Below are 22,212 nucleotides of genomic sequence, written 5' to 3'. Positions count from 1 at the left end.
GGCCCGCGCGTGCGGCCGCCGGTTCTTCCAATCGATGCCGGCGCGTGCCGGCATTTTCCATCCGGCAGGTGTGCCCCATGGCTGTCAATTTTCCGTCGATCGATCCCGCCCAACTCCATCCCGTCGCCGGCGTCACGCTCGGCTGGGCGGAAGCGAACATCCGCAAGCCGAATCGCAAGGACGTGCTGGTCATCTCCGTCGACGAAGGGGCGACGGTCGCTGGCGTATTCACCGAGAACCGCTTCTGCGCCGCGCCCGTGATCGTGTGCCGCGAGCATCTCGCGAAGGTGCGCGCGGGCGGCGCGGGCATCCGCGCGCTCGTCGTGAACACGGGCAACGCGAATGCGGGCACCGGCGAGCCGGGCCTCGCGAACACCCGCGAAACCTGCGCGGAACTCGCGCGTCTCGCGGGCCTCGACGCCGCACAGGTGCTGCCGTTCTCGACCGGCGTGATTCTCGAGCCGCTGCCGATCGACCGCCTGAAGGCCGGGCTGCCGGCCGCGCTCGCGAACCGCAAGGCCGCGAACTGGTACGACGCCGCGCAGGCGATCATGACGACCGACACGCTGCCGAAGGCCACGTCGCGCCAGGTGACGATCGACGGCCATACGGTCACGCTGACGGGCATCAGCAAGGGCGCGGGCATGATCAAGCCGAACATGGCGACGATGCTCGGCTTCCTCGCGTTCGATGCGAACGTCGCGCAGCCGGTACTCGACACGCTCGTGAAGGAAGTGGCCGACCGCTCGTTCAACTGCATCACGATCGACGGCGACACGTCGACGAACGACTCGTTCATCCTGATCGCGTCGGGCAAGAGCACGCTGCCCGCGATCACGTCGACCGATTCGCCGGCTTATGCGGCGCTGCGCGATGCAGTGACGCAGGTTGCCCAGCAGCTGTCGCAGCTGATCGTGCGCGACGGCGAAGGCGCGACGAAATTCATGACGGTGCAGGTCGAGGGCGGCAAGAGCGTCGCCGAGTGCCGCCAGATCGCGTATGCGATCGGGCATTCGCCGCTGGTGAAGACGGCCTTCTATGCATCCGACCCCAACCTGGGCCGGATTCTCGCGGCGATCGGCTACGCGGGCGTCACGGATCTCGACGTCGGCAAGATCGATCTCTATCTCGACGACGTGCTCGTCGCGAAGGCCGGTGGCCGCAACCCGGCTTATCAGGAAGAGGACGGCCAGCGCGTGATGAAGCAGAGCGAAATCACGATTCGCGTGCTGCTCGGTCGCGGCGACGCGCAGGCAACGGTCTGGACGTGCGACCTGTCGCACGATTACGTGAGCATCAACGCGGACTACCGCTCCTGATCGGGAGCGCTCGAACGACATGGACAAGCTCGAACAGTTTCTGACGCGCGCGGAAGCGCTGCTCGGCCGCCTCGAGGGGATGCTCCCCCCGGCGCCGGCGGCCGTCGACTGGAACGCCGCCACCGCGTTCCGCTGGCGCAAGCGCCAGGGGCGCGGCTATCTGCAACCGGTGCCGGCAGCGTCGACGATCACGCTCGACGACCTGCACAACATCGATCGGCAGAAAGGGCTGATCGAGCAGAACACGCGACAGTTCGTGCAGTGCAAGCCGGCGAACAATGTGCTGCTGACCGGTGCCCGCGGCACCGGCAAGTCGTCGCTGATCAAGGCGTGCCTGAACGCCTATGCGAAGGACGGGCTGCGCCTGATCGAAGTCGACAAGGACGATCTGCACGATCTCGGCGACATCGTCGAGGTGATCTCGCAGCGTCCGGAGCGGTTCATCGTGTTCTGCGACGACCTGTCGTTCGAGGACGGCGAATCGGGCTACAAGGCGCTGAAGGTCGCGCTCGACGGCTCGATCGCCGCGCAGTCCGACAACGTGCTGATCTACGCGACGTCGAATCGCCGCCATCTGCTGCCCGAGTACATGAGCGACAACGAGTCGTACAAGCATCTGCCGGACGGCGAGATCCACCCCGGCGAAGTCGTCGAGGAAAAGATCTCGCTGTCGGAGCGCTTCGGCCTGTGGGTCAGCTTCTACCCGTTCAAGCAGGACGACTACCTCGACATCGTCGCGCACTGGCTGCGCCATTTCGGTTGCGCGGACGCCGAGATCGAGACGGCACGCGGCGATGCGCTCGTCTGGGCGCTCGAGCGCGGTTCGCGTTCGGGGCGTGTCGCATGGCAGTTTGCGCGCGACTGGTCGGGCCGCAAGGAGCAGGCATGAGCACGGATTCCGTAACGAGCGCCGTGCGCGCGCCCGACGGCCGGAAGGTGACGGAAGTCGCGGTCGGCGTGATGGTGCAGCCAGACGGTCGCTACCTGCTCGCGCAGCGGCTGCAGGGCAAGCCGTATGAAGGCTATTGGGAGTTTCCGGGCGGCAAGCTGGAGGCCGGGGAGAGCGTCGAGGACGCGCTGGCGCGCGAGCTGCACGAGGAACTCGGCATCGAAGTCACGGCCAGCCACCGCTGGCATACGCTCGAGCACGATTATCCGCACGCGTACGTGCGGCTTTATTTCTGCAAGGTGACGGGCTGGACGGGTGAGCCGCACAGCAAGGAAGGGCAGGCGTTCGTATGGCAGCAACTGCCGGTCGAGGTCGCGCCGCTGTTGCCGGCGGCGCTGCCGGTGCTGGAACTGCTCGAGAAGGAAGCGGCGTCGCAATGACGCCGTGACGGCTCGCCTGGAAGGCGGGCCGTATCCGCCCATGGGCGGTGCCGTGCGCCGCTCAGCTGTCGCGGCGGCCGTCGGTGCCGTCTTCCTCCGACGACGGACCCTCGTCGGAGGACCCGCCGATCCGGTACTTTTCCGCGGCCCATGCACCGAGGTCGAGCTGCTTGCAGCGGGCCGAACAGAAGGGACGGAACTTGTTTTCAGGCGTCCAGCGCACTTCTGCGCCGCACGAAGGACATTTCACAACGGTAGTCATACGAAAGCGTCGAACCGGCACACGGCCGTTACAGATTGCACAGTGTCAGATGGAACGGCACGTCGATGTCCACCGCGCGCGGCCGCACGTCGCCGTCCTGCATGGTGAACCGTACCCACAACATGTATTTGTTGGCGCTCGCTTCGGGAATCACGCGCAGCTCCGGCGGCACGCGCACCTGCATCAGCTGATAGGTGCGCCCCGACAGCATCTGCTGGTAGCTGCCCTGCATCGCCATCACCTTCGACGCCTGGCCCGATTCGCGAGCGAGCCGCAGCACGATCGCCGCGGCATCGCGCAGCGGCAGCAGCGGCAGGATCCATTTCGCGATGTCCTGGCGCCGCTGTTCCGCGGGCCATTGCTGCCACGCGTAGTACGACGGAAGGTCGAACTTGCACGTGCCGCCGGGAATCACCGCGCGGCTGCGGATGCTGGCGAGCCACTCGTTGTCGACCAGATGCTGCCCGGTCTTGCCCTGCATCTGCGCAAGATTGGCGAGCGTCTGCTCGATTTCACCGAGCACGGACTCGAGCGCATTCTGTTCGATGCCCGGATTGCCGCGAAAGGGGGCGAGCGTCTGGCGTTGACGTTCGAGCTCTTTCATCAGATCCGATTTCAGGTCCGCGCGGCCCGTGACCTCGGCGATTTCGAACAGCGTCGTCAGCGCGACGTGATGCTCACGCGGGTCCTCCTGAGCCAAAAAGAACGCGAAGCGCTCGAACAGGTCTTCGAGGCGCAACAGCGTGCGAATTCGCTCGTTGAACGGATACTCGTAAAGAATCAAGCGCGCTCGCCTCTAGGGTAGGGATTGAAACAATGCAGGACATTCTAATGCTCACTGTCTACCCTAGCAACGCACCAATTTCGTACACCATCACGATCGCACGCCGCGATCAGTGCGCGGCAGCCGCCAATGCGAGATAGCGTTGGTGCAGTGCATCGACCTGCGCGGCGAGCGCATCGGGTGTCGTCGCGTCGTTGACGATCACGTCGTCGGCCGCTGCGAGACGCGCCTCGCGCGTTGCCTGTCTCGCGATGATCGCTTCGACCTGTTCGCGCGTGAAATCATTGCGTCGCATCACACGTGCGATCTGCGTTTCGACCGGACAGTCGACCACGAGCACACGATCGCTGCGCGCCTTCCAGTTACCTGACTCCACGAGCAGCGGCACGACGAAGATCACGTAAGGGCCTTGCGCTGCGCGGGCTTCGCGATCGGTTTCGGCGCGGATCAGCGGATGCGTGATCGCCTCGAGGCGCCGGCGTGCGTCGTCGTCGCTGAAAATGAGTGCGCGCATCTTCGCGCGATCGAGCGAGCCGTCGGCCGCGACGAAGTCCGGTCCGAATGCGTGTTCGATCGCGGGCATCGCGAGACCGGCCGGTGCGGTGATGCGGTGCGCGATCAGGTCGGTGTCGACGAGCGATGCACCGCGTGCGGCGAACAGGTCGGCGACGGTCGTCTTGCCGCTGCCGATGCCGCCGGTCAGTCCTATTGCAAACATGTGAGCCTCCGCCGGGCCGCCGCGCGGAAGCGAAGCGCCTCCCCGCGACGCAGCGAACATGGCGGACGCCGGCAGCGTGTCATGTCAGCCGCCGAGCGCCGAATAGAAAGGGGTACCGAAAAACAGCGTGGCGACGCCGCCTGCCGCGAGGAACGGGCCGAACGGAATCGGCTCCTCGAAGCGCATGCGCCCGCGCCAGGTCGCGACGAGCCCGACGAGCGCACCCGTCACCGCGGCGAACAGCACGACCTGCGGCAGCGCGGCCCAGCCCATCCACGCGCCGAGCGCGGCGAGCAACTTCAGGTCGCCGAAGCCGATGCCCTCGATGCCGCGCAGCCACTTGAACAGCCAGTAGACCGACCACAGGAACAGGTAGCCGGCCATCGCGCCGACCACGGCCGAACGCAGCGACGTGAACGTGCCGCCGAGATTCAGTGCGAGCCCGGCCCACAGCAGAGGCAGCGTCATCGAATCGGGCAGGTAGCCGGTCTGGATATCGATCGCGCTCATCGCCAGCAGCGCGGCGCACAGTCCGAACGCGGCGAGTGCGGCAACGGTGGGGCCGAACGCGGCGAGCGAACCGGCGGCGAGCAGCGCACCGGCGAGCTCGACGAGCGGATAGCGCACGCCGATCGCATGGCCGCACTGACGGCAGCGCCCGCGCAACAGCAGGTAGCTGACGAGCGGGATGTTTTCCCACGCGCGCAGCACGTGACCGCAATGCGGACAGGCGCTGCGCGGGCGCCACAGATCGTAGTGCGGCGGATAGCCGTCGTCCGGCGGCGAGCTTGCGCTGCCGGTTGCTTCCGCGATTTCGGCCTGCCACGCGCGCTGCATCATCACCGGGACCCGGTGCACGACGACGTTCACGAAGCTGCCGACGCACAGGCCGAGCACGACGGCGAACGCATACTGCACCGCGAGCGGCAGCATCGCCAGCGCGTGCAACGTGCTGTCGGGCGAGTCGAAAACGGTGGTCAGGGGCGCGGGCGTCATGGGGCTCGGGTTCGGGCTTGAAAAGGCGACAGAATCGGTTGCGATGCTACACCACGTTGCCCAGCTGAAGGATGGGCAGATACATCGCGATCACGAGGCCGCCGACGAGCGCACCCAGGACGATCACGATCAGCGGCTCGCCGAGCGCGGCGAGCGCATCGAGGCGTGCGTCGAGCTGACGTTCGCATAGCGCGGCGATATCGGCGAGCATCGTGTCGAGCGCGCCGGTTTCCTCGGCGACGGCGATCGGCTGCACGACGTCGTCCGGGAAGCAGCCCGCCGCGTGCATCGCATCGGCGAGACGCGCGCCGCGCAGCACGCGCGTCGCGATCTGCGCGGTGGCCTGCTCGAACACCGGATGGCCGGCGGTGCGTTCGAGCGTGGAGAATGCATCGGCGAGCGGGACGCCCGCACCGAGCAGCGTTGCGAGCGAGCGGCACCAGCGCGCGGTCGCGAACCGCGTGAGCGCGCCGCCGACGAGCGGCGCATCCAGCACGTGCCGCGCGGCCGTGTAGCGCAGCGATGGCGAGCGCCGCAGCGCGTGACGTGCGGCGAGCCCCGCCACCGCTGCCCCGGCGACGAACGTGCCGCCCCAGGCCGAGGTCGCGGACGAGAGGGCGAGCAGGGCTCGGGTCGGCGCCGGCAAGGCCGCGCCGAAGCCGTCGAAGATCTGCCGGAACGTCGGCACGACCCACACCATCAGCGCGGCCGAGATCGCGAGCGCGAACACGATGACGGCGACCGGGTAGGCGAGCGCGGCACGCAGCTTGCGCCATTGCGCGTCGGCACGTTCGCGGTGCTCCGCGACGCGGGTCAGTATGGTGCCGAGCGCGCCCGATGCTTCGCCTACCTCGATCAACTGGCGATACAGCGTGCCGAACTGGGACGGGTAGCGTGCGAGCGCGGCGGCGAAGCGCTGCCCGCCGACGATCTCGCGTGCGAGGCCGGCGGCGATGCGCGGCAGCCCGTCGCGCGTGCGGGTGCGCGCGAGCATCTCGAGCGACGGTGCGAGCGGCAGTCCGGCCTGCAGCAGGCTCGCGAGCTGACGCGTGAAGCGCGTGACTTCCCGCGCGCCGGCCGACGGCGGGCGGGCCGTGCCGCGGACATCGAGCGACAGCACCGTGACGCCGTCGCGCGCGAGCGCCGCACGTGCGGCGGCGGCATCGAAGGCGATGACGTTCCCGCGGCATGGCGTGCCGTCGCGACGACGGCCACGCCACGCGAAACGCGTCTCGTGCGGCGGTGCAGGCATCGCGATCACGCGTCGGGCGTCGCGGCCAGTGCTTCCGCGACGCTCGTCGTACCGTCGCGAACGTGCGCGAGTGCCGCGTCGCGCAGACTACGTACGCCCTCGGCTGCCGCGCATTGCGCGAGCGCACCGACGCTTGCGCGCGCGACGATGCGTTCTGCCATCTCCGGTGAAACCGGCATCGTCTGATGCAGGCCGATGCGGCCTCGATAACCGATGCCGTGACAGGCGGCACAGCCGCGCGCGACGAACGGGCGCCACCCGGATTCCAGTGCTGCCGGATTGCAGCCTGCTTCGCGCAGCGCGCGCACCGACGCGTCCGAACGCACGCGGCAGGTGAGGCACAGGCGCCGCACGAGGCGTTGCGCGGTGACGAGGCGCAACGCGGCGGCGAGGTTGTATGGCGCGACGCCGATGTCGAGCAGTCGCGCGACGGCTGCCGGCGCGTCGTTCGTATGCAGCGTGGACAGCACGAGGTGCCCGGTCTGTGCGGCCTTGATCGCGACGTCGGCCGTCTCCGCATCGCGAATCTCGCCGACCATGATGACGTCCGGGTCCTGACGCAGCAGCGCGCGCAGCGCAGTGGCGAACGTCAGCCCGGCTTTTTCGGCGACGCCGACCTGGTTGATGCCGTCGAGCTGGATCTCGGCCGGATCCTCGACCGTGCACACATTGTGCGCATCGCGGTCGAGCATCTGCAGCGCGCAGTAGAGCGACAGCGTCTTGCCGCTGCCGGTCGGCCCGGTCACGAGCACGAGACCGTGCGGCGCGCGTATCGCGGCTTCCATCGCCGCGGCCTGCCGCGCGTCGAAGCCGAGACGCGCGAGCGTGAGGTCGGGCGGCAGCGTTTCGAGGCGGCGCAACACGAGCTTCTCGCCGAACAGCGTGGGCAGCGAGCTGACCCGGTAGTCGCCGCGCGTGCCGCCGTCGACCGCGATGCGCAGCCGGCCGTCCTGCGGAAGCCGGCGCTCGGCGATGTCCATGCGGGCGAGCACCTTGATCCGCGTCACGAGCGCGTCGCGCAGATGAGCGGGCGGCCGCGCGTGTTCATGCAGGACGCCATCGATGCGCAGGCGGATGCGCCAGCCTGCTTCGAACGGTTCGACGTGGATGTCGGACGCGTCGCGCACGCGGGCGGCGTGCAGTGTGTCGGTCAGCAGCCGTACGGCGGGCGAGTCGTCGAGTTGCGCCGCATCGAGCGACCGCGGTGTTTCGGCGGGCGATGCGGCGGTGGAGACAGGCGGCCGCTGCGTGTGCAGCGGCGCCCCGGGAAGTGGGAAGTGCATGTGAGCCGGCGCTCGGCCGCCTGTTGATCGTGACCGGCAAATGGTCGCGTATCGTGCGCGGCGCCGACAGTCGGCCGTTCGGCTAGCGCGCGCCGCGTGCGCGCGTGCTGCGCGGCTTGAAGAGCTTGACGGTGCGCACGGCCTGGTCGTCGCTGCGCATGACCTCGAGCATCACGTCGCGGATCTTCAGGCACACGTCGCCTTCGGGGATTTCCTCGAGGATTTCGAGGATCAGGCCATTGAGCGTCTTCGGTCCGTCGGTCGGCAGTTGCAGGTGCAGCCAGCGGTTCAGTTCGCGCAGCGGCATGCTGGCGGCGACGATGCATTCTCCGTTCTCGTTCCAGCCGCCCGCGCGTTCGCCGCGCGGCATCGACGTCGTGAATTCGCCGATCAGTTCCTCGATGATGTCCTCGGGCGTGACGAGCCCCTCGAGTTCGCCGTACTCGTTGACGACGAGCGCGGTCCGCTGGCGGCTTTCCTGGAAATACTGGAGCTGCTGGACGACCGGCGTGCCCGACGGCACGTAGTACGGCTCGGCGAGCAGCGTGCGCAACGTTTCGCGGTCGAAATCCTGGTTGTGCAGCCCGGTGAGCGTCTTGCGGACGTGCAGCACGCCGAGCACCTTGTCGATGTCGCCTTCGTAGACGACGAGGCGGTTGTGATAGCAGGTCTCGAGCTGATGCAGGATGTCGTCGAGCGGCGCGTAGAAGTTGAGCGACTCGATCTGGCGGCGCGGCACCATCACGTCGTCGACCGTGATGTTCTCGAGGTCGAACAGGTTGAGCAGGATGCTGCGGTGCTTGGTCGGCATGAAGCTGCTCGACTCGAGCACGATCGCGCGCAGCTCGTCGGCGGACATCCGCTGGTCGCGGCCCTTCTTCGTATTGATGCGCAGCATCCAGAGCACGCCGTTCGCCAGTTCATTGACGAACCAGACGACCGGCTTGAACACGCGCATCAGCGGCGCGATCACGAGACTGGCGGGCAGCGCGATGCGTTCGGGAAAGGTCGCGCCGACGATCTTCGGCGCGATTTCCGCGAACACGATGATCAGGAACGCGACGATGCCGGTCGCGATCGACAGCGCCAGGTTGTTACGGCCGAACGTGTGCAGCGCGAGCGACGTCGTCAGGACCGGGATGATCGTGTTGAACAGGTTGTTGCCGATCAGGATCACGCTGAGCAGCAGGTCGGTGCGCGTGAGGAGACCCTGCGTGGTTTTCGCACCGAGCACGCCCTGGCCGGCGAGATGCTTCAGCCGATGGCGGTTGAGCGCCATCATCGCGGTCTCGGAAATGGAAAAGAAGCTGGAGCAGAGGAGAAGCAGGAAGACGGCGCCGATTTGCGCCCATAAGGGAATTTGGTCCACGCGTCAGAAGGGCAGTGAAGGACAGGGATGGAGGGAATATAGCAGAGGCCGGCGGCCGGGATGTGTCGTGCGCGACACGCGCGCTCGCGAGACCAGGCAGAAGAAGGCAAAAAAAAACCGTGCACACGGTGCACGGTTTTTTCAAAATCTGGTCGGGGTGAGAGGATTCGAACCTCCGGCCTCTACGTCCCGAACGTAGCGCTCTACCAGGCTAAGCTACACCCCGATTTTTTGCTCTTCCGACTTCGCCGCTTTCGTTCAGATCGCTGCGTCGTCACAAGCAAGAACGTAACTATAACGATGTTTTTTCGAAAAGGGAATACCTTGATGAAGAAATTTTTCGAAAAGCGGTTCGTGTCGTGGTCGCCGCGCGCTTACGACTGTCGCGACGTCGAGTACGAGCACAGCGCGAGCAGGCTTTCCTTGTAGATCGAATCCGGGAACGCGGCGATCGCGGCCGCGGCGGCCTGTGCTTCCTGGCGCGCGCATTCGAGCGTATGGTCGAGCGCGCCCGAACGCGTGATCGCGTCGAAGATCGTGTCGAAGCGATCGGTGCCGCCTTGTTCGATCGCCTCGCGGGCGAGCGCCGATTGCTCGGGCGTGCCGCGTTCGATCAGATAGATGAGCGGCAGTGTCGGCTTGCCTTCGCGCAGGTCGTCGCCGGCATTCTTGCCCATCGCTTCGGCCGTGCCCGCGTAGTCGAGCCAGTCGTCCATGATCTGGAATGCGGTGCCGATCCGGCGGCCGTATTCGGCGGCGGCGGCTTCGGTCGGCGCATCGGCGCCGGCGAGCACCGCGCCCAGGCGGGCCGATGCCTCGAACAGCTTCGCCGTCTTGTAGCGGATCACCTGCATGTAGCGCGTCTCGTCGACGTCCGCGTCGTGCATGTTCAGGAGCTGCAGCACTTCGCCTTCGGAAATGATCGTCGTCGCTTCCGACAGGATTTCCATCACGCGCATCTTGCCGACGCCGACCATCATCTCGAACGAACGCGAATAGAGGTAGTCGCCGACCAGCACGCTCGCCGCGTTGCCGAACAGCGCGTTGGCCGTCTGGCGGCCTCGCCGCAGTTCGGATTCGTCGACGACGTCGTCATGCAGCAGCGTGGCCGTGTGGATGAACTCGACGACGGCGGCCAGCACGTGCCGCTGGTGCGACGTCTCGCCGAGCGCGCCGGCGACGAGCAGCAGCAGGGCCGGACGCAGCCGCTTGCCGCCCGCGCCGATGATGTACTCGGCGATCTGGTTGATCAGCAGCACGTCGGACGCGAGGCTTTGCCGGATAACGCGATTCACCTGCTCCATGTCGCTGGCGATCGGGGCGAGCAGGTGGGCGGCGCTGAGGGTGGGGGAGGCGGTGGACGACGACATGATGATCGAAATGGGTGATGCCGCGGATTATAAGTCGAATCCGCGATATGCCGGTCTGTCGGACGTGTCTGCCCGGTGATTTTGGCCGTCCGGCCAGGGCTTGCGGGCGGCAATCGTGGATCGGCTTTGACTTGGGTGCTAAGCCCATGTATAATCACGTGTTTTCCGCGCGTGGTGTGCGGAAAAATTGGATCCAGAGTGAGGTTCTCAATGTACGCGGTCATAAAAACCGGCGGCAAGCAGTACAAGGTTGCCGTTGGCGAAAAACTCAAAGTAGAACAGATACCGGCTGACATTGACGCTGAAATCACGCTCGACCAGGTTCTCGCAGTGGGCGAAGGCGAATCGATTAAGTTCGGTACGCCGCTGGTCAGTGGGGCTTCCGTCAAGGCCACCGTTGTGTCGCACGGTCGTCATGCCAAGGTCACCATCTTCAAGATGCGTCGCCGGAAGCACTACCAAAAGCACGGCGGCCACCGCCAGAACTACACTGAGCTGCGCATCGACGCGATCAACGCGTAAGCGCCTCGGTAAAGGAGCAATCAGATGGCACACAAAAAGGCAGGCGGCTCTTCCCGGAACGGCCGCGACTCCGAGTCGAAACGTCTCGGCGTGAAAGTGTACGGCGGCCAGGCGATCAACGCTGGCGGCATCATCGTGCGTCAGCGCGGTACGCGCATGCACGCTGGCGAGAACGTCGGCATGGGCAAGGATCACACCCTGTTCGCGCTGGTCGACGGTCACGTCAAGTTCGCGACCAAGGGCGCGGACAAGAAGCATCTGGTCATCGTTGTCCCGGCGGCTGCCTAAGTTCAGGCACCCACGGGCTTCGTAGCCGAAAGGCCCCGCAGTCTTCGCGGGGCCTTTTTTTATTTGGCCGCCGGGCGCATGTGCGCGCCGGCGGCTGTCGCGACACTGGCGGGCAATCGGCCGAACGGCAGATTGTTCAAGCGCGCCGGCGCGCGGCACAATAGCGGAAATACTGGTCGGAGTGACGAATGAAGTTCATTGACGAAGCACGAATCGAAGTCATCGCCGGCGACGGAGGCGATGGCAGCGCGTCGATGCGCCGCGAGAAATTCGTTCCGTTCGGCGGGCCGGACGGCGGCGACGGCGGCCGGGGCGGCAACGTCTACGCGATCGCCGACCGCAACATCAACACGCTGATCGACTACCGTTACGCGAAGAAGCACCTGGCGCGCAACGGCGAAAACGGTCGCGGCTCGGATTGCTACGGCAAGGGCGGGGACGACGTCACGCTGCGCATGCCGGTCGGCACGGTCGTGACCGACATGGATACGGGCGAGCTGATCGCCGACCTGACCGAGCACGATCAGCAGGTGATGCTCGCGAAGGGCGGCGCAGGCGGTCTCGGCAACCTGCATTTCAAGTCGAGCACGAACCGCGCGCCACGCCAGAAAACCGACGGCAAGCCCGGCGAACGGCGCATGCTGCGGCTCGAGCTGAAGGTGCTCGCCGACGTCGGTCTGCTTGGCATGCCGAACGCCGGCAAGTCGACCTTCATCTCGTCGGTGTCGAACGCGAAGCCGAAGATCGCCGACTATCCGTTCACGACGCTCGCGCCGAACCTTGGCGTCGTGCGGGTCGGCCCGAGCAAGAGCTTCGTGATCGCCGATATTCCGGGGCTGATCGAGGGCGCCGCCGAAGGCGCGGGCCTCGGCCACCAGTTCCTGCGACACCTGCAGCGCACCGGCGTGCTGCTGCATCTCGTCGATCTGGCTCCGTTCGACGAAAGCGTCGACCCGGTCGCTGAAGCGACCGCGATCGTCGGCGAGCTGCGCAAATACGACGAGGCGCTGTACGAGAAGCCGCGCTGGCTCGTCCTCAACAAGCTCGACATGGTGCCGGAAGACGAGCGCGAGGCGCGCGTCGCCGATTTCCTCGACCGTTTCGGCTGGGACGGCCCGGTGTTCGAGATTTCGGCGCTCACGGGCCAGGGCTGCGAAGCGCTGTGCTACGCGATCTACGATTACCTCGCCGAGCATTCGGACGCACATCGTGCGGCGGAAGAGGAAGATCTGGCCGCGGACGTGCGGTTCCGCGATGCGCCGCAAGCCGATGGCGGCGCGACGCCCGGCGACGACGCCTGAGCGGGCCCGACACGCACCGGGCATCGCGTCCGGTGCCTGAATTCAATTGCGCCCGGCCGGGCAGGCATCAGATACAGGAGACGGCGCACGATGCGTTCGATCATCGCGGATTCCAAGCGATTGGTGGTGAAGGTGGGCTCCAGCCTCGTGACCAACGACGGCAAGGGGCTCGATCATGCTGCAATCGGCCGCTGGGCGGCCCAGATCGCCGCGCTGCGCGCACAGGGCAAGGAAGTGGTGCTCGTCAGTTCGGGCGCGATTGCCGAAGGGATGCAGCGGCTCGGCTGGAGCAAGCGTCCGCGCGAGATCGACGAGCTGCAGGCCGCCGCCGCGGTCGGCCAGATGGGGCTCGCGCAAGTTTATGAAAGCCGCTTTACCGAGCACGATATCCGCACCGCGCAGATCCTGCTGACGCACGCCGACCTGGCCGATCGCGAGCGCTACCTGAATGCGCGCTCGACGCTGCTGACGCTGCTGCGGCTCGGCGTCGTGCCGATCATCAACGAGAACGACACGGTCGTCACCGACGAAATCAAGTTCGGCGACAACGACACGCTCGGCGCGCTCGTCGCGAACCTGATCGAAGGCGATGCGCTGATCATCCTGACCGACCAGACGGGCTTGTTCACCGCCGATCCGCGCAAGGATCCGAATGCGACGCTGGTCGCGGAAGCCAGCGCGGGCGCGCCGGAGCTCGAGGCGATGGCCGGCGGCGCAGGCTCGAGCCTCGGCCGCGGCGGGATGCTGACGAAGATCCTCGCGGCGAAGCGCGCGGCGCACAGCGGCGCGAACACCGTGATCGCGAGCGGCCGCGAAGCCGACGTGCTGGTGCGGCTGGCGGCGGGCGAGGCGATCGGCACGCAGTTGATCGCGCGCACCGCGCGGATGGCCGCGCGCAAGCAATGGATGGCCGATCACCTGCAGGTGCGCGGGCACGTCGTGATCGATGCGGGCGCGGTCGAGAAGCTGACGGCCGGCGGCAAGAGCCTGCTGCCGATCGGCGTGACTGGCGTGCAGGGCGCGTTCGCACGCGGGGAGGTGATCGCGTGTGTCGGCCCCGACGGGCGTGAAGTGGCGCGCGGCCTCACGAACTACAGCAGCGCGGAAACGAAGCTGATTCACCGCAAGCCGAGCGGCGAGATCGAGACGGTGCTCGGCTACATGCTGGAGCCGGAGCTGATTCACCGCGACAACCTCGTGCTCGTGTAACCGTTCGGCCAGGCGTCGCGAGACAGCAAAAAGCCCGCATCGCGCGGGCTTTTTGTTGTGACGAAGCGAAACGAGGCCGGGCAGCCGGCCTCGGTTGCGCGGTCAGCGCAGCTGGCTCATCGCGGTGCGGTGGAACTTGATGTTCTCGAGGATCTGCTGGGTCGTGCCCTGCGGCATCTTGTTCGCGCAGAAATAGTCCTGGTACAGCGCCGAGTGGTACGCGTTCAGCTCGCCGTTCTCGATGCGACGCCAGTCGTTCTCGACCGTGCGGTCCCAGCCGTCGTGATCCGAATTCAGGCCTGCATACTGACGCCATTCGTAGGTGTCGCAGCGGATGCCTTCGTAGTTCACGTTGCGCGCGCCGGCCGGGCTCGTGATGACGACTGCGTAGCGCACGACGCCGTCGCTGCCGACCGCGAGCGACTTCGCATCGACGGAGAACTTGAGCGGCGTGTTCTGCGACACGTTGAACGGCAGCAGATCGCCCGCTTGCGGCAGCGGCGGCAGCGTGTCGACCGGGTTTTCCTTCCAGTTGCCCTGGCGGTCCAGCAGGTACACGAACTCGCTGTCATCCTTGTTGGTCGGCGTCTTCGAATTCGCGCAACCGGCCAGCGTGGCCGCCGCGACGATCGATGCGAGCGCGAGAGCAATCGCTTTCAATATGCATTCCTCGTAAAAAAAGGGCGCGACACCAAGGTCGCGCCCGGTCATGCAGTCCGACTCGTCATTTGCCGACGATCACGCGGGGCGGCATCTCGTCGAGCGTGCTCGCCTCCACTTCGATCTCGGAACAGACCACCGATGTGTCGACAATCGTCAGCGTCTGCTGGGCCTGCGCGCCGATGACGCGCGGATAGCGCGACAGACGCGGCCCACGCGGCTTTTCGGCTCGCTGCGCCGGGCGGCGCAGGAAGCGCGACAGTTCCGTCAGCGCCAACTGATAGACATCCCGCTTGAACTCGATCACCGCATCGAGCGGCACCCAGTACTCGTTCCAGCGCCACGCATCGAACTCCGGGTGGTCGGTCGCGCGCAAGCAAATGTCGCAATCGCGTCCGACCATCCGCAGAAGGAACCAGATCTGCTTCTGGCCGCGGTAATGTCCGCGTACTTCGCGCTTGATGAACTTGTCAGGCACCTCGTAACGCAACCAGTCGCGAGTGCGGCCGATTATCTTGACGTGTTCCGGGTGCAGGCCCGTCTCCTCGTGCAGCTCCCGGTACATCGCCTGCATGGGGGTCTCGCCGTACTTGATCCCACCTTGAGGAAACTGCCAGGAATGCTCGCGGAGCCGCTTGCCCCAAAACACCTCGTTGCGCGCGTTCAAGAGGATGATGCCGACGTTCGGGCGAAAGCCTTCACGATCCAGCATACAACCACCTTCGAATCCTTTAAAATTGCTTTGATTATAAACAGATAACGGGCGCTGCGCACCGTGACGGAGCGAAACCGCGCGGGGTACACCGGCTGAATTGTCCCTGATTTGTCTGCTAAGTCATCTGCGCCATCGTCGTTCGTCGCGCGCAGCTTTTTCACCTTGAAACTTTTTCGGGCGCCCCGCCTGGGGGCGCCGTATTTGGAACCGTCCGCATGAAAGCTTCCCGTTTCTTTATCGGCACCCTCAAAGAAGCACCGGCCGACGCAGAGATCGTCAGCCACAAGCTGATGGTGCGCGCCGGCATGATCCGTCGCGTCGCCGGCGGCATCTACAACTACCTGCCGGTCGGCCTGCGTTCGATTCGCAAGGTCGAGGCGATCGTGCGCGAGGAAATGAACCGGGCAGGCGCCATCGAGCTGCTGATGCCGGCCGTGCAACCGGCCGAGCTGTGGCAGGAATCGGGCCGCTGGGAGCAGTACGGCCCCGAACTGCTGCGCTTCAAGGACCGCAAGGACAACGACTTCGTGATCGGGCCGACGCACGAGGAAGTCATCACCGACATCGCGCGCAACCAGATCAAGAGCTACCGGCAGATGCCGGTGAACTTCTACCAGATCCAGACGAAGTTCCGCGACGAGATCCGTCCGCGCTTCGGCGTGATGCGCGGCCGCGAGTTCATCATGAAGGACGCGTATTCGTTCGACAAGGACGCGGCCGGCCTGAACGAGTCGTATCGCAAGATGTACGACGCATACGTGCGCATCTTCACGCGCCTCGGCCTCGAGTTCCGCGCGGTTGCGGCCGACAGCGGCTCGATCGGCGGCAACTTCTCGCACGAGTTCCACGTGATCGCCGATACCGGCGAGGACGCGATCGCCTACTGCCCGACGTCCGACTTCGCGGCGAACGTCGAAGCGGCCGAAGCGCTGCCGCTGATCGCCGAACGCGCGGCACCCGCCGAAGCGATGGAAAAGGTCGCGACGCCCGGCAAGGCGAAGTGCGAGGCCGTCGCCGAACTGCTGTCGATCCCGCTCGAGCGTACGATCAAGTCAATCGTGCTCGCCACCGACAACGAAGGCGCCGAGCCGACCATCTGGCTCGTGATGCTGCGCGGCGACCACGACCTGAACGAGATCAAGGTGTCGAAGCTGCCGGGGCTGAAGAACCACCGCTTCGCGACCGAGCAGGAAATCGTCGAGTGGTTCGGCACGCCGCCGGGCTACCTCGGCCCGGTCGGCACGAAGAAGCCGGTGAAGGTGATCGCCGATCGCACGGTCGCGAACATGAGCGACTTCGTCGTCGGCGCGAACGAGGTCGACTATCACATCGCCGGCGTGAACTGGGGCCGCGACCTGCCGGAGCCGGACGTCGCCGACGTGCGCAACGTGAAGAAGGGCGATCCGTCGCCGGACGGCAAGGGTGAGATCGACATCTGCCGCGGCATCGAAGTCGGCCACGTGTTCCAGCTCGGCACCAAGTACTCGGAAGCGATGGGCGCGACGTTCCTCGACGAGTCGGGCAAGCCGCAGCCGATGCTGATGGGCTGCTACGGCGTCGGCGTCACGCGCATTCTCGGCGCGGCGATCGAACAGAACTTCGACGAGCGCGGCATCATCTGGCCCGAGTCGATCGCGCCGTTCGAAGTCGTGCTGTGCCCGATGGGCTACGATCGCAGCGACATGGTCCGCGAGGCCGCCGACAAGCTGTACGCGGAACTGGCCGCGGCCGGCATCGACGTGATCCTCGACGATCGCGGCGAGCGCCCGGGCGTGATGTTTGCAGACTGGGAATTGATCGGCGTGCCGCATCGCCTGGTGATCGGCGAGCGCGGCCTGAAGGAAGGCAAGATCGAGTATCAGGGCCGCCGCGACGCCGAGGCGACGCTGCTGCCGGCCGACGCGGCCGCGGCGACGGTGACGGAGAAGATCCGCGCCGCGCTCGCGCGCTAAGCGCTTCGACCGGAGGATACGGTGGAATACACCTTCCTGTCGGCCACCGTGCTCCTCGTGCTGATCACGGATCCGCTCGGCAACATCCCGCTGTTCATCACGGCGATGCGGGATGTGCCGCGCGAGCGGCGCGTGAAGCTGATCCTGCGTGAAGTCGGGATCGCGTTCGTGATCCTGCTGTTCTTCATGGTGGTCGGCGACCGCTTCCTGCGGATGATGAACCTCACCGACCTGTCGCTGCGGCTCGGCGGCGGGATCGTGCTGTTCCTGATCGCGCTGCGGATGATCTTCCCGCATCCGGACGGCGCGCTCGGCAGCGATCCGCGCGCCGGCGGTGAACCGTTCATCGTGCCGCTCGCGATTCCCGCGCTCGCCGGGCCGTCCGCGCTCGCGACGGTGATGCTGCTGACGTCGCAGGCGCCGGGCAAGATGTTCGAGTGGGTCGGCGCGCTGACGGTCACGATGATCGTCTGCGCGATCACGCTGGTGCTGGCCGAACGGATCCAGCAGTGGCTCGGCGAGCGAACCGTCGCCGCGTTCGAGCGGCTGATGGGTCTCGTGCTCGTCGCGATCTCGGTCGAGATGCTGCTCGCCGGCATCAAGGCGTTCGTGCACCAGCTGCAGATGTAACGCGTTGGTGCGTACCGACGAAAAAATGCGGCGCTCCGGGTAACCGGAGCGCCGCTTTCCATTTATATAGCGGGCAGGGCGGCGATCAGACGTTCGCGGTCAGCGCACGGATCGTCGGCAGGTTGCGCCAGTAGCCCTTGGCGTCCATCCCGCAGCCGAACACGTAGCGGTCGGGCACCGAGAAGCCGCAGAAGTCGGGATGCAGCGGTTTCGCTTTCGTGAGCGTCTTCTCGCACAGCACCGCGGACATGAAGCGCTTCGCGCCCATGTCGAGGATGCGGTCGCGGATCGCGGCCATCGTCTCGCCTTCGTCGAGGATGTCGTCGAGCACGAGCACGATGCGGTCCTTCACCGATTCGCGCGGCGCGACGCGCCAGTGCATCTCCGGGCTGCCCTGCGTCGTGTTGCGGTAGCGGGTCAGGTGGATGTAGTCGAATTCCAGCGGGAAATCGAGATGCGGCAGCAGCATCCCGGTAAACACCGCGGCGCCGCCCATCACCGAGAGGACGAGCGGGAACGCGTCGCCGATCTCGGCGCGGATCGCTTCGGCCATCCGGGCGATCGACGCGTTGACGGCGTCCGCCGAGACGATCTCTTCGGAGTGTTCGAAAATGTGGAGGGCTTCTTCGCGGTTCATGAGTTCTGGCGGGCAGTCGGTATACAAATAAGAATGAAGCAGAACGGCTGGCGCGCGCTACGGCAAAAACCCGCGCGCCGGCCGACGGGCGGAATCAGCGCATGCCGGGCATCATGCCCTTCAAGCCGCGCATCATCTTCTGCATGTTGCCGCCCTTCAGCTTCTTCATCATCGTACGCATCTGGTCGTACTGGTTCAGCATCCGGTTGACTTCCTGCACCGGCACGCCCGCGCCGGCTGCAATGCGGCGCTTGCGCGTCGCCTTGATGATTTCGGGTTTGGCGCGCTCGGCGGGCGTCATCGAGCTGATGATGCCTTCCATCCGGCGGATCGACTTCTCGGCCTGGCCCATGTCGGCGCCGGCCGCCGCCTGCTGGAACTGCGCGGGCAGCTTGTCCATCAGCGACGACAGGCCGCCCATGTTCTTCATCTGCGAGATCTGCGCGCGGAAATCGTTCAGGTCGAAGTCGCCGCCTTTCTTGACCTTGTCGGCGAGCTTCTGCGCGGCCTGCACGTCGACGCCGCGCTGCGCTTCCTCGACGAGCGCGAGGATGTCGCCCATGCCGAGGATCCGGTTCGCCATCCGGTCCGGGTGGAACACCTCGAGGCCGTCGAGCTTCTCGGCGACGCCGACGAACTTGATCGGCTTGCCCGTGATGTGGCGCACCGACAGCGCGGCACCGCCGCGCGAATCGCCGTCGAGCTTGGTCAGCACGACGCCGGTGAGCGGCAGCGTGTCGTTGAACGCCTTCGCGGTGTTGACCGCGTCCTGGCCGAGCATCGCGTCGACGACGAACAGCGTTTCGGCCGGCTTGAGCGTGCCGTGCAGCGCGGCGATTTCCTGCATCATCGCCTCGTCGATACCGAGGCGGCCGGCCGTGTCGACGATCAGCACGTCATGGTAGTGGCGCTTCGCCCAGTCGACGGCCGCGAGTGCGATGTCGACGGGCTTCTGGTCCGGCGTCGACGGGAAGAAATCGGCGCCGACCTGTTCGCTCACCGTTTTCAGCTGCATGATGGCGGCCGGGCGATACACGTCGCACGACACCGTCAGCACCTTCTTCTTGTACTTCTCGCGCAAGAGTTTCGCGAGCTTGCCGGCGGTCGTGGTCTTGCCGGCGCCCTGCAGGCCGGCCATCAGGATCACGGCGGGCGGCGTGACCGCGAGGTTCAGCTCGGCGGCCTTGCCTTCGTAGTCGCCGCCGATCACGGCGGTCAGTTCCTTCTGGACCACGCCGACGAGCGCCTGGCCCGGCGACAGGCTGCTGATCACTTCCTCGCCGAGCGCCTTTTCCTTGACCTTGGCGATGAATTCGCGGACGACCGGCAGCGCGACGTCGGCTTCCAGCAGCGCGAGACGCACCTCGCGGAGCATCTCCTGGGTGTTCGCCTCGGTAAGCCGGGCCTCGCCGCGCAGCGTCTTGACGACGCGCGCCATCCGTTGAGTGAGATTGTCGAGCATGGGGAGCGATGGACAGTGGGGCCCGAAGGCGCAACGGAACCGTACAAAAGGGAGCCGTCGCGGGAAGGGGGCCTAGTGTAAACTTCGAACATGGATATTGTACTGTATGCCCTCACCGCATTCCTGTACGGCGGCCTCGCCGTCGCAGGCTGGCGCACGCACCGCCAGGGTGCGACGCCGCTCGTCGCGAGCGTGCCGGCCGTGCCGGTGCCGGCGTCCGCCGCGTCGGGAATGAGCGGCGCCGGCCGCGCGCTGCTGTTCGCGGCGCTCGTCGCGCACGGCGTGCTGCTGCACACGACGATCTTCCCGCACGACGCGATGGTCTTCGGCTTCGCGTTCGCGCTGTCCGCGATGTTCTGGCTCGGCGCCGGCATCTACTGGATCGAGAGCTTCTTCTTCCCGCTCGACAGCCTGCGCCTGCTCGTGCTGCCGCTCGCGTGCGGCGCGTCGCTGCTGCCGCTCGTGTTCGGTGGCGTGCGGGTGCTGCCTTATGCCGCAGCGCCGCTGTTCAAGATGCACTTCCTGATCGCGAACATCGCGTACGGCCTTTTCGCGATCGCCGCGCTGCATGCGGTCCTGATGCTGATGGTCGAGCGGCGCCTGCAGTCGCTGAGGAGCGGCGGGCGCGACGGCTCGACCGGCTGGATCGCGAGCTGGCTCGAAACGCTGCCGCCGCTGCTCACGCTCGAGAAGCTGCTGTTCCGTCTGATCGGCGCCGGCTTCGTGCTGCTGACGCTGACGCTCGCGTCGGGGATCCTGTTCAGCGAGCAGGTCGATGCACGCGCGCTGCGGCTCGATCACAAGACCGTGTTCGCGGTGCTGTCGTGGCTGATGTTCGGCGGCCTGCTGGTCGCGCACAAGACGTCGGGCTGGCGCGGGCGCGGCGCCGCGCGCTGGGTGCTCGTGTCGTTTGCCGCGCTGCTGCTCGCGTATGTCGGCAGCCGGTTCGTTTTCGAGGTGCTGCTGCACCGCTCCGTGGTTTGAACGCAGGTTTCCGATGCGACAGATTCTTCTCCTGATTCTTCTCTTCTTCGCTGGTTCGTGGCTCACGCGCAAGCTGCGCCAGGCCCAGGAGCACGCGCAGGCGCGCGCCGGCCGCGGTGGCGGCAACGACGGCGCACCGGGTCCTGGCGCCGGGGCGGCACGCCCGAACGGCGACGCGCGCTCGCTGCCCGAACCGATGGTGCGTTGCGCCGAGTGCGGCGTGCATACGCCGCAGGGCGACGCCGTCGCCGCGGGCGGCGAATACTTCTGCAGCACCGAGCACGCGCAGCGCCACGGCGCACACGCGAGCGGCCACGACGCCCGATGAGCGACGCAGCGCTGCTGTCGGTCGACGCGAACGGCTGGGTGCGCGAAGCGCGCCACGCGCCGTCGCCGAATTTCGAGGCGCGGCCCGCGGGCGCGGTGCCGACGCTCGTCGTCGTCCACAACATCAGCCTGCCGCCCGGCGAGTTCGGCGGCGATGCGATCGAGGCGCTGTTCCTGAATCGCCTCGATTGCGATACGCACCCCTATTACCAGCGTCACCTGCGCGACGTGCGCGTGTCCGCGCACTTCCTGATCCGCCGCGACGGCGAACTCGTGCAGTTCGTGTCGTGCGACGAGCGTGCATGGCATGCGGGCGCGTCCGAGTTCTTCGGCCGGCCGCGCTGCAACGACTTCTCGATCGGCATCGAACTCGAAGGTGCGGACGACGTGCCGTTCGACGCGGCGCAGTACGCGACGCTCGGGGTGCTCGCACGCACGCTCGCCGCGCGCTACCCGATCGATGCGGTGGCCGGGCATTCCGACGTCGCGCCGGGCCGCAAGACCGACCCGGGTCCGCACTTCGATTGGCAACGCTTCGCGAGCGATGCCGGGTTTTCCGCCGAATACTTTCCTTTCCGTCAGCACTGATCGCAGGGTTTTTGAGCGGGCGAAATTTTTTTTTCCGACCAATGCCTTGTCGCGTCTGCCCGTCCGGGCGGCCGGGTTGATGTCAATACCTCCGGCGAAAATTCTCCGTTTTGATGTCGCCGGAATGTCCACTATACTTGGTGCCAGTTGAGCGGTTCTGTACTAGATATAGTGTGTGTCGCAGGGGAAACCCGAGCGGCACCGGCCGGCGGGCAACGCCGGCGGCCAGGGTTCTCAGTGCGGCGCGCCAGGCCG

24 protein-coding genes and 1 tRNA gene are annotated in these 22,212 nt (G+C 66.5%); 12 read left to right on the top strand and 13 right to left on the bottom strand.

Annotation, left to right across the window (positions count from 1 at the left end):
- The first annotated feature begins 77 nt into the window (after positions 1-77).
- From argJ to DIE12_RS23065, 3 genes are read left to right on the top strand one after another with little or no spacing between them, the layout of a single operon-like run.
- Entirely contained in the window at positions 78-1,319 is a 1,242-nt protein-coding gene (argJ, locus tag DIE12_RS23075; protein ID WP_124488224.1) for a bifunctional glutamate N-acetyltransferase/amino-acid acetyltransferase ArgJ, read from the top strand.
- 19 nt (positions 1,320-1,338) lie between these two features.
- The gene (locus DIE12_RS23070; RefSeq protein WP_044844225.1) at positions 1,339-2,208 is read left to right on the top strand and encodes an ATP-binding protein; all 870 of its coding nucleotides are present in this window, start codon (positions 1,339-1,341) and stop codon (positions 2,206-2,208) included.
- Positions 2,205-2,648 carry an NUDIX domain-containing protein gene (locus DIE12_RS23065; RefSeq protein WP_044844224.1) on the top strand — a complete coding sequence of 148 codons (444 nt, stop codon included), beginning with the start codon at positions 2,205-2,207 and terminating at the stop codon, positions 2,646-2,648. The genes DIE12_RS23070 and DIE12_RS23065 overlap by 4 nt, the downstream gene beginning before the upstream one ends.
- 61 nt (positions 2,649-2,709) lie before the next feature.
- Here DIE12_RS23065 and DIE12_RS23060 read toward each other — a convergent pair whose 3' ends face one another.
- The 9 genes from DIE12_RS23060 to DIE12_RS23020 form a co-directional block, all read right to left on the bottom strand.
- Entirely contained in the window at positions 2,710-2,910 is a 201-nt protein-coding gene (locus tag DIE12_RS23060) for a DNA gyrase inhibitor YacG (RefSeq protein ID WP_039317342.1), read from the bottom strand.
- Positions 2,911-2,938: 28 nt separating this feature from the next.
- Positions 2,939-3,694, bottom strand: coding sequence for a cell division protein ZapD (zapD, locus tag DIE12_RS23055; RefSeq protein ID WP_044844223.1), 756 nt, complete (start codon positions 3,692-3,694; stop codon positions 2,939-2,941).
- Positions 3,695-3,803: 109 nt separating this feature from the next.
- Positions 3,804-4,412, bottom strand: coding sequence for a dephospho-CoA kinase (gene coaE / locus DIE12_RS23050; RefSeq protein WP_124488225.1), 609 nt, complete (start codon positions 4,410-4,412; stop codon positions 3,804-3,806).
- A gap of 84 nt (positions 4,413-4,496) precedes the next feature.
- Positions 4,497-5,408, bottom strand: a complete 912-nt coding sequence (locus DIE12_RS23045; RefSeq protein ID WP_124488226.1) for an A24 family peptidase — start codon at positions 5,406-5,408, stop codon at positions 4,497-4,499.
- Positions 5,409-5,454: 46 nt separating this feature from the next.
- The gene (locus DIE12_RS23040; RefSeq protein WP_124520015.1) at positions 5,455-6,660 is read right to left on the bottom strand and encodes a type II secretion system F family protein; all 1,206 of its coding nucleotides are present in this window, start codon (positions 6,658-6,660) and stop codon (positions 5,455-5,457) included.
- Between the two features lie 5 nt (positions 6,661-6,665).
- The gene (locus DIE12_RS23035; protein ID WP_124520013.1) at positions 6,666-7,943 is read right to left on the bottom strand and encodes a GspE/PulE family protein; all 1,278 of its coding nucleotides are present in this window, start codon (positions 7,941-7,943) and stop codon (positions 6,666-6,668) included.
- Between the two features lie 82 nt (positions 7,944-8,025).
- Positions 8,026-9,312 (bottom strand): HlyC/CorC family transporter, encoded by a 1,287-nt coding sequence (locus tag DIE12_RS23030; RefSeq protein WP_082088470.1) that lies wholly within the window; start codon positions 9,310-9,312, stop codon positions 8,026-8,028.
- A gap of 149 nt (positions 9,313-9,461) precedes the next feature.
- Positions 9,462-9,538 (bottom strand) — tRNA-Pro (locus DIE12_RS23025).
- A 148-nt stretch (positions 9,539-9,686) separates the two neighbouring features.
- Complete coding sequence (locus tag DIE12_RS23020) at positions 9,687-10,682, bottom strand: polyprenyl synthetase family protein (protein WP_044844218.1); 996 nt, start codon at positions 10,680-10,682, stop codon at positions 9,687-9,689.
- A gap of 210 nt (positions 10,683-10,892) precedes the next feature.
- Between DIE12_RS23020 and rplU the strand changes: the two genes are divergently transcribed.
- From rplU to proB, 4 genes are all read left to right on the top strand, one after another.
- Positions 10,893-11,204, top strand: a complete 312-nt coding sequence (gene rplU / locus DIE12_RS23015; RefSeq protein WP_006025184.1) for a 50S ribosomal protein L21 — start codon at positions 10,893-10,895, stop codon at positions 11,202-11,204.
- A 24-nt stretch (positions 11,205-11,228) separates the two neighbouring features.
- Positions 11,229-11,492, top strand: a complete 264-nt coding sequence (rpmA, locus tag DIE12_RS23010; RefSeq protein ID WP_006476999.1) for a 50S ribosomal protein L27 — start codon at positions 11,229-11,231, stop codon at positions 11,490-11,492.
- Positions 11,493-11,680: 188 nt separating this feature from the next.
- Positions 11,681-12,793, top strand: coding sequence for an Obg family GTPase CgtA (cgtA, locus tag DIE12_RS23005; RefSeq protein ID WP_044844217.1), 1,113 nt, complete (start codon positions 11,681-11,683; stop codon positions 12,791-12,793).
- 90 nt (positions 12,794-12,883) lie between these two features.
- Positions 12,884-14,002 carry a glutamate 5-kinase gene (proB, locus tag DIE12_RS23000; protein WP_044844216.1) on the top strand — a complete coding sequence of 373 codons (1,119 nt, stop codon included), beginning with the start codon at positions 12,884-12,886 and terminating at the stop codon, positions 14,000-14,002.
- A 102-nt stretch (positions 14,003-14,104) separates the two neighbouring features.
- Here proB and DIE12_RS22995 read toward each other — a convergent pair whose 3' ends face one another.
- Together DIE12_RS22995 and DIE12_RS22990 are read right to left on the bottom strand one after the other, a co-directional pair.
- On the bottom strand, positions 14,105-14,713 hold the full coding sequence (locus tag DIE12_RS22995; RefSeq protein WP_044844215.1) for a CNP1-like family protein: 609 nt from the start codon (positions 14,711-14,713) through the stop codon (positions 14,105-14,107).
- A gap of 13 nt (positions 14,714-14,726) precedes the next feature.
- On the bottom strand, positions 14,727-15,374 hold the full coding sequence (locus DIE12_RS22990; protein ID WP_044844214.1) for an RNA pyrophosphohydrolase: 648 nt from the start codon (positions 15,372-15,374) through the stop codon (positions 14,727-14,729).
- 218 nt (positions 15,375-15,592) lie between these two features.
- Between DIE12_RS22990 and DIE12_RS22980 the strand changes: the two genes are divergently transcribed.
- Both DIE12_RS22980 and DIE12_RS22975 read left to right on the top strand, forming a co-directional pair.
- Positions 15,593-17,329, top strand: a complete 1,737-nt coding sequence (locus tag DIE12_RS22980; RefSeq protein ID WP_044844213.1) for a proline--tRNA ligase — start codon at positions 15,593-15,595, stop codon at positions 17,327-17,329.
- A gap of 21 nt (positions 17,330-17,350) precedes the next feature.
- Positions 17,351-17,959: a MarC family protein gene (locus tag DIE12_RS22975; protein WP_044844212.1), complete on the top strand. Its 609-nt coding sequence runs from the start codon at positions 17,351-17,353 to the stop codon at positions 17,957-17,959.
- 85 nt (positions 17,960-18,044) lie between these two features.
- Here the strand turns inward: DIE12_RS22975 and DIE12_RS22970 are convergent, their stop codons facing one another.
- Together DIE12_RS22970 and ffh are read right to left on the bottom strand one after the other, a co-directional pair.
- Positions 18,045-18,596, bottom strand: coding sequence for a hypoxanthine-guanine phosphoribosyltransferase (locus tag DIE12_RS22970; protein ID WP_044844211.1), 552 nt, complete (start codon positions 18,594-18,596; stop codon positions 18,045-18,047).
- Positions 18,597-18,690: 94 nt separating this feature from the next.
- Positions 18,691-20,058 carry a signal recognition particle protein gene (ffh, locus tag DIE12_RS22965; RefSeq protein WP_039317379.1) on the bottom strand — a complete coding sequence of 456 codons (1,368 nt, stop codon included), beginning with the start codon at positions 20,056-20,058 and terminating at the stop codon, positions 18,691-18,693.
- A gap of 90 nt (positions 20,059-20,148) precedes the next feature.
- On the opposite strand from ffh, the gene DIE12_RS22960 reads away from it, so the two are divergent.
- The 3 genes from DIE12_RS22960 to ampD are packed head-to-tail and all read left to right on the top strand — an operon-like array spanning position 20,149 to position 21,957.
- Positions 20,149-21,042 (top strand): inner membrane protein YpjD, encoded by an 894-nt coding sequence (locus DIE12_RS22960; RefSeq protein WP_124488230.1) that lies wholly within the window; start codon positions 20,149-20,151, stop codon positions 21,040-21,042.
- 13 nt (positions 21,043-21,055) lie between these two features.
- Complete coding sequence (locus DIE12_RS22955; RefSeq protein ID WP_124488231.1) at positions 21,056-21,370, top strand: PP0621 family protein; 315 nt, start codon at positions 21,056-21,058, stop codon at positions 21,368-21,370.
- A complete protein-coding gene (gene ampD, locus DIE12_RS22950; RefSeq protein ID WP_124488232.1) occupies positions 21,367-21,957 on the top strand; it encodes a 1,6-anhydro-N-acetylmuramyl-L-alanine amidase AmpD in 591 nt (196 codons plus the stop codon). The genes DIE12_RS22955 and ampD overlap by 4 nt, the downstream gene beginning before the upstream one ends.
- Positions 21,958-22,212 lie beyond the last annotated feature (255 nt).

Source organism: Burkholderia sp. Bp9015, assembly GCF_003853505.1.
Classification (GTDB): domain Bacteria; phylum Pseudomonadota; class Gammaproteobacteria; order Burkholderiales; family Burkholderiaceae; genus Burkholderia.
Note: the sequence above shows the minus strand (reverse complement) of the source record. Positions and strands in the feature narration are given on the sequence as shown.

What these genes read in the sequence shown, in the direction of transcription:
- cgtA (WP_044844217.1), top strand. Translation starts at nt 11,681, where the DNA reads ATGAAGTTCATTGACGAAGCACGAATCGAAGTCATCGCCGGCGACGGA.
- DIE12_RS22995 (WP_044844215.1), bottom strand. Translation starts at nt 14,713, where the DNA reads ATGACCGGGCGCGACCTTGGTGTCGCGCCCTTTTTTTACGAGGAATGC.
- coaE (WP_124488225.1), bottom strand. Translation starts at nt 4,412, where the DNA reads ATGTTTGCAATAGGACTGACCGGCGGCATCGGCAGCGGCAAGACGACC.
- DIE12_RS22970 (WP_044844211.1), bottom strand. Translation starts at nt 18,596, where the DNA reads ATGAACCGCGAAGAAGCCCTCCACATTTTCGAACACTCCGAAGAGATC.
- DIE12_RS23070 (WP_044844225.1), top strand. Translation starts at nt 1,339, where the DNA reads ATGGACAAGCTCGAACAGTTTCTGACGCGCGCGGAAGCGCTGCTCGGC.
- rpmA (WP_006476999.1), top strand. Translation starts at nt 11,229, where the DNA reads ATGGCACACAAAAAGGCAGGCGGCTCTTCCCGGAACGGCCGCGACTCC.
- argJ (WP_124488224.1), top strand. Translation starts at nt 78, where the DNA reads ATGGCTGTCAATTTTCCGTCGATCGATCCCGCCCAACTCCATCCCGTC.
- ampD (WP_124488232.1), top strand. Translation starts at nt 21,367, where the DNA reads ATGAGCGACGCAGCGCTGCTGTCGGTCGACGCGAACGGCTGGGTGCGC.
- DIE12_RS22980 (WP_044844213.1), top strand. Translation starts at nt 15,593, where the DNA reads ATGAAAGCTTCCCGTTTCTTTATCGGCACCCTCAAAGAAGCACCGGCC.
- ffh (WP_039317379.1), bottom strand. Translation starts at nt 20,058, where the DNA reads ATGCTCGACAATCTCACTCAACGGATGGCGCGCGTCGTCAAGACGCTG.
- rplU (WP_006025184.1), top strand. Translation starts at nt 10,893, where the DNA reads ATGTACGCGGTCATAAAAACCGGCGGCAAGCAGTACAAGGTTGCCGTT.
- DIE12_RS23040 (WP_124520015.1), bottom strand. Translation starts at nt 6,660, where the DNA reads ATGCCTGCACCGCCGCACGAGACGCGTTTCGCGTGGCGTGGCCGTCGT.
- DIE12_RS23020 (WP_044844218.1), bottom strand. Translation starts at nt 10,682, where the DNA reads ATGTCGTCGTCCACCGCCTCCCCCACCCTCAGCGCCGCCCACCTGCTC.
- DIE12_RS23065 (WP_044844224.1), top strand. Translation starts at nt 2,205, where the DNA reads ATGAGCACGGATTCCGTAACGAGCGCCGTGCGCGCGCCCGACGGCCGG.
- DIE12_RS22955 (WP_124488231.1), top strand. Translation starts at nt 21,056, where the DNA reads ATGCGACAGATTCTTCTCCTGATTCTTCTCTTCTTCGCTGGTTCGTGG.
- DIE12_RS23035 (WP_124520013.1), bottom strand. Translation starts at nt 7,943, where the DNA reads ATGCACTTCCCACTTCCCGGGGCGCCGCTGCACACGCAGCGGCCGCCT.
- proB (WP_044844216.1), top strand. Translation starts at nt 12,884, where the DNA reads ATGCGTTCGATCATCGCGGATTCCAAGCGATTGGTGGTGAAGGTGGGC.
- DIE12_RS22990 (WP_044844214.1), bottom strand. Translation starts at nt 15,374, where the DNA reads ATGCTGGATCGTGAAGGCTTTCGCCCGAACGTCGGCATCATCCTCTTG.
- DIE12_RS23045 (WP_124488226.1), bottom strand. Translation starts at nt 5,408, where the DNA reads ATGACGCCCGCGCCCCTGACCACCGTTTTCGACTCGCCCGACAGCACG.
- DIE12_RS23060 (WP_039317342.1), bottom strand. Translation starts at nt 2,910, where the DNA reads ATGACTACCGTTGTGAAATGTCCTTCGTGCGGCGCAGAAGTGCGCTGG.
- DIE12_RS22960 (WP_124488230.1), top strand. Translation starts at nt 20,149, where the DNA reads ATGGATATTGTACTGTATGCCCTCACCGCATTCCTGTACGGCGGCCTC.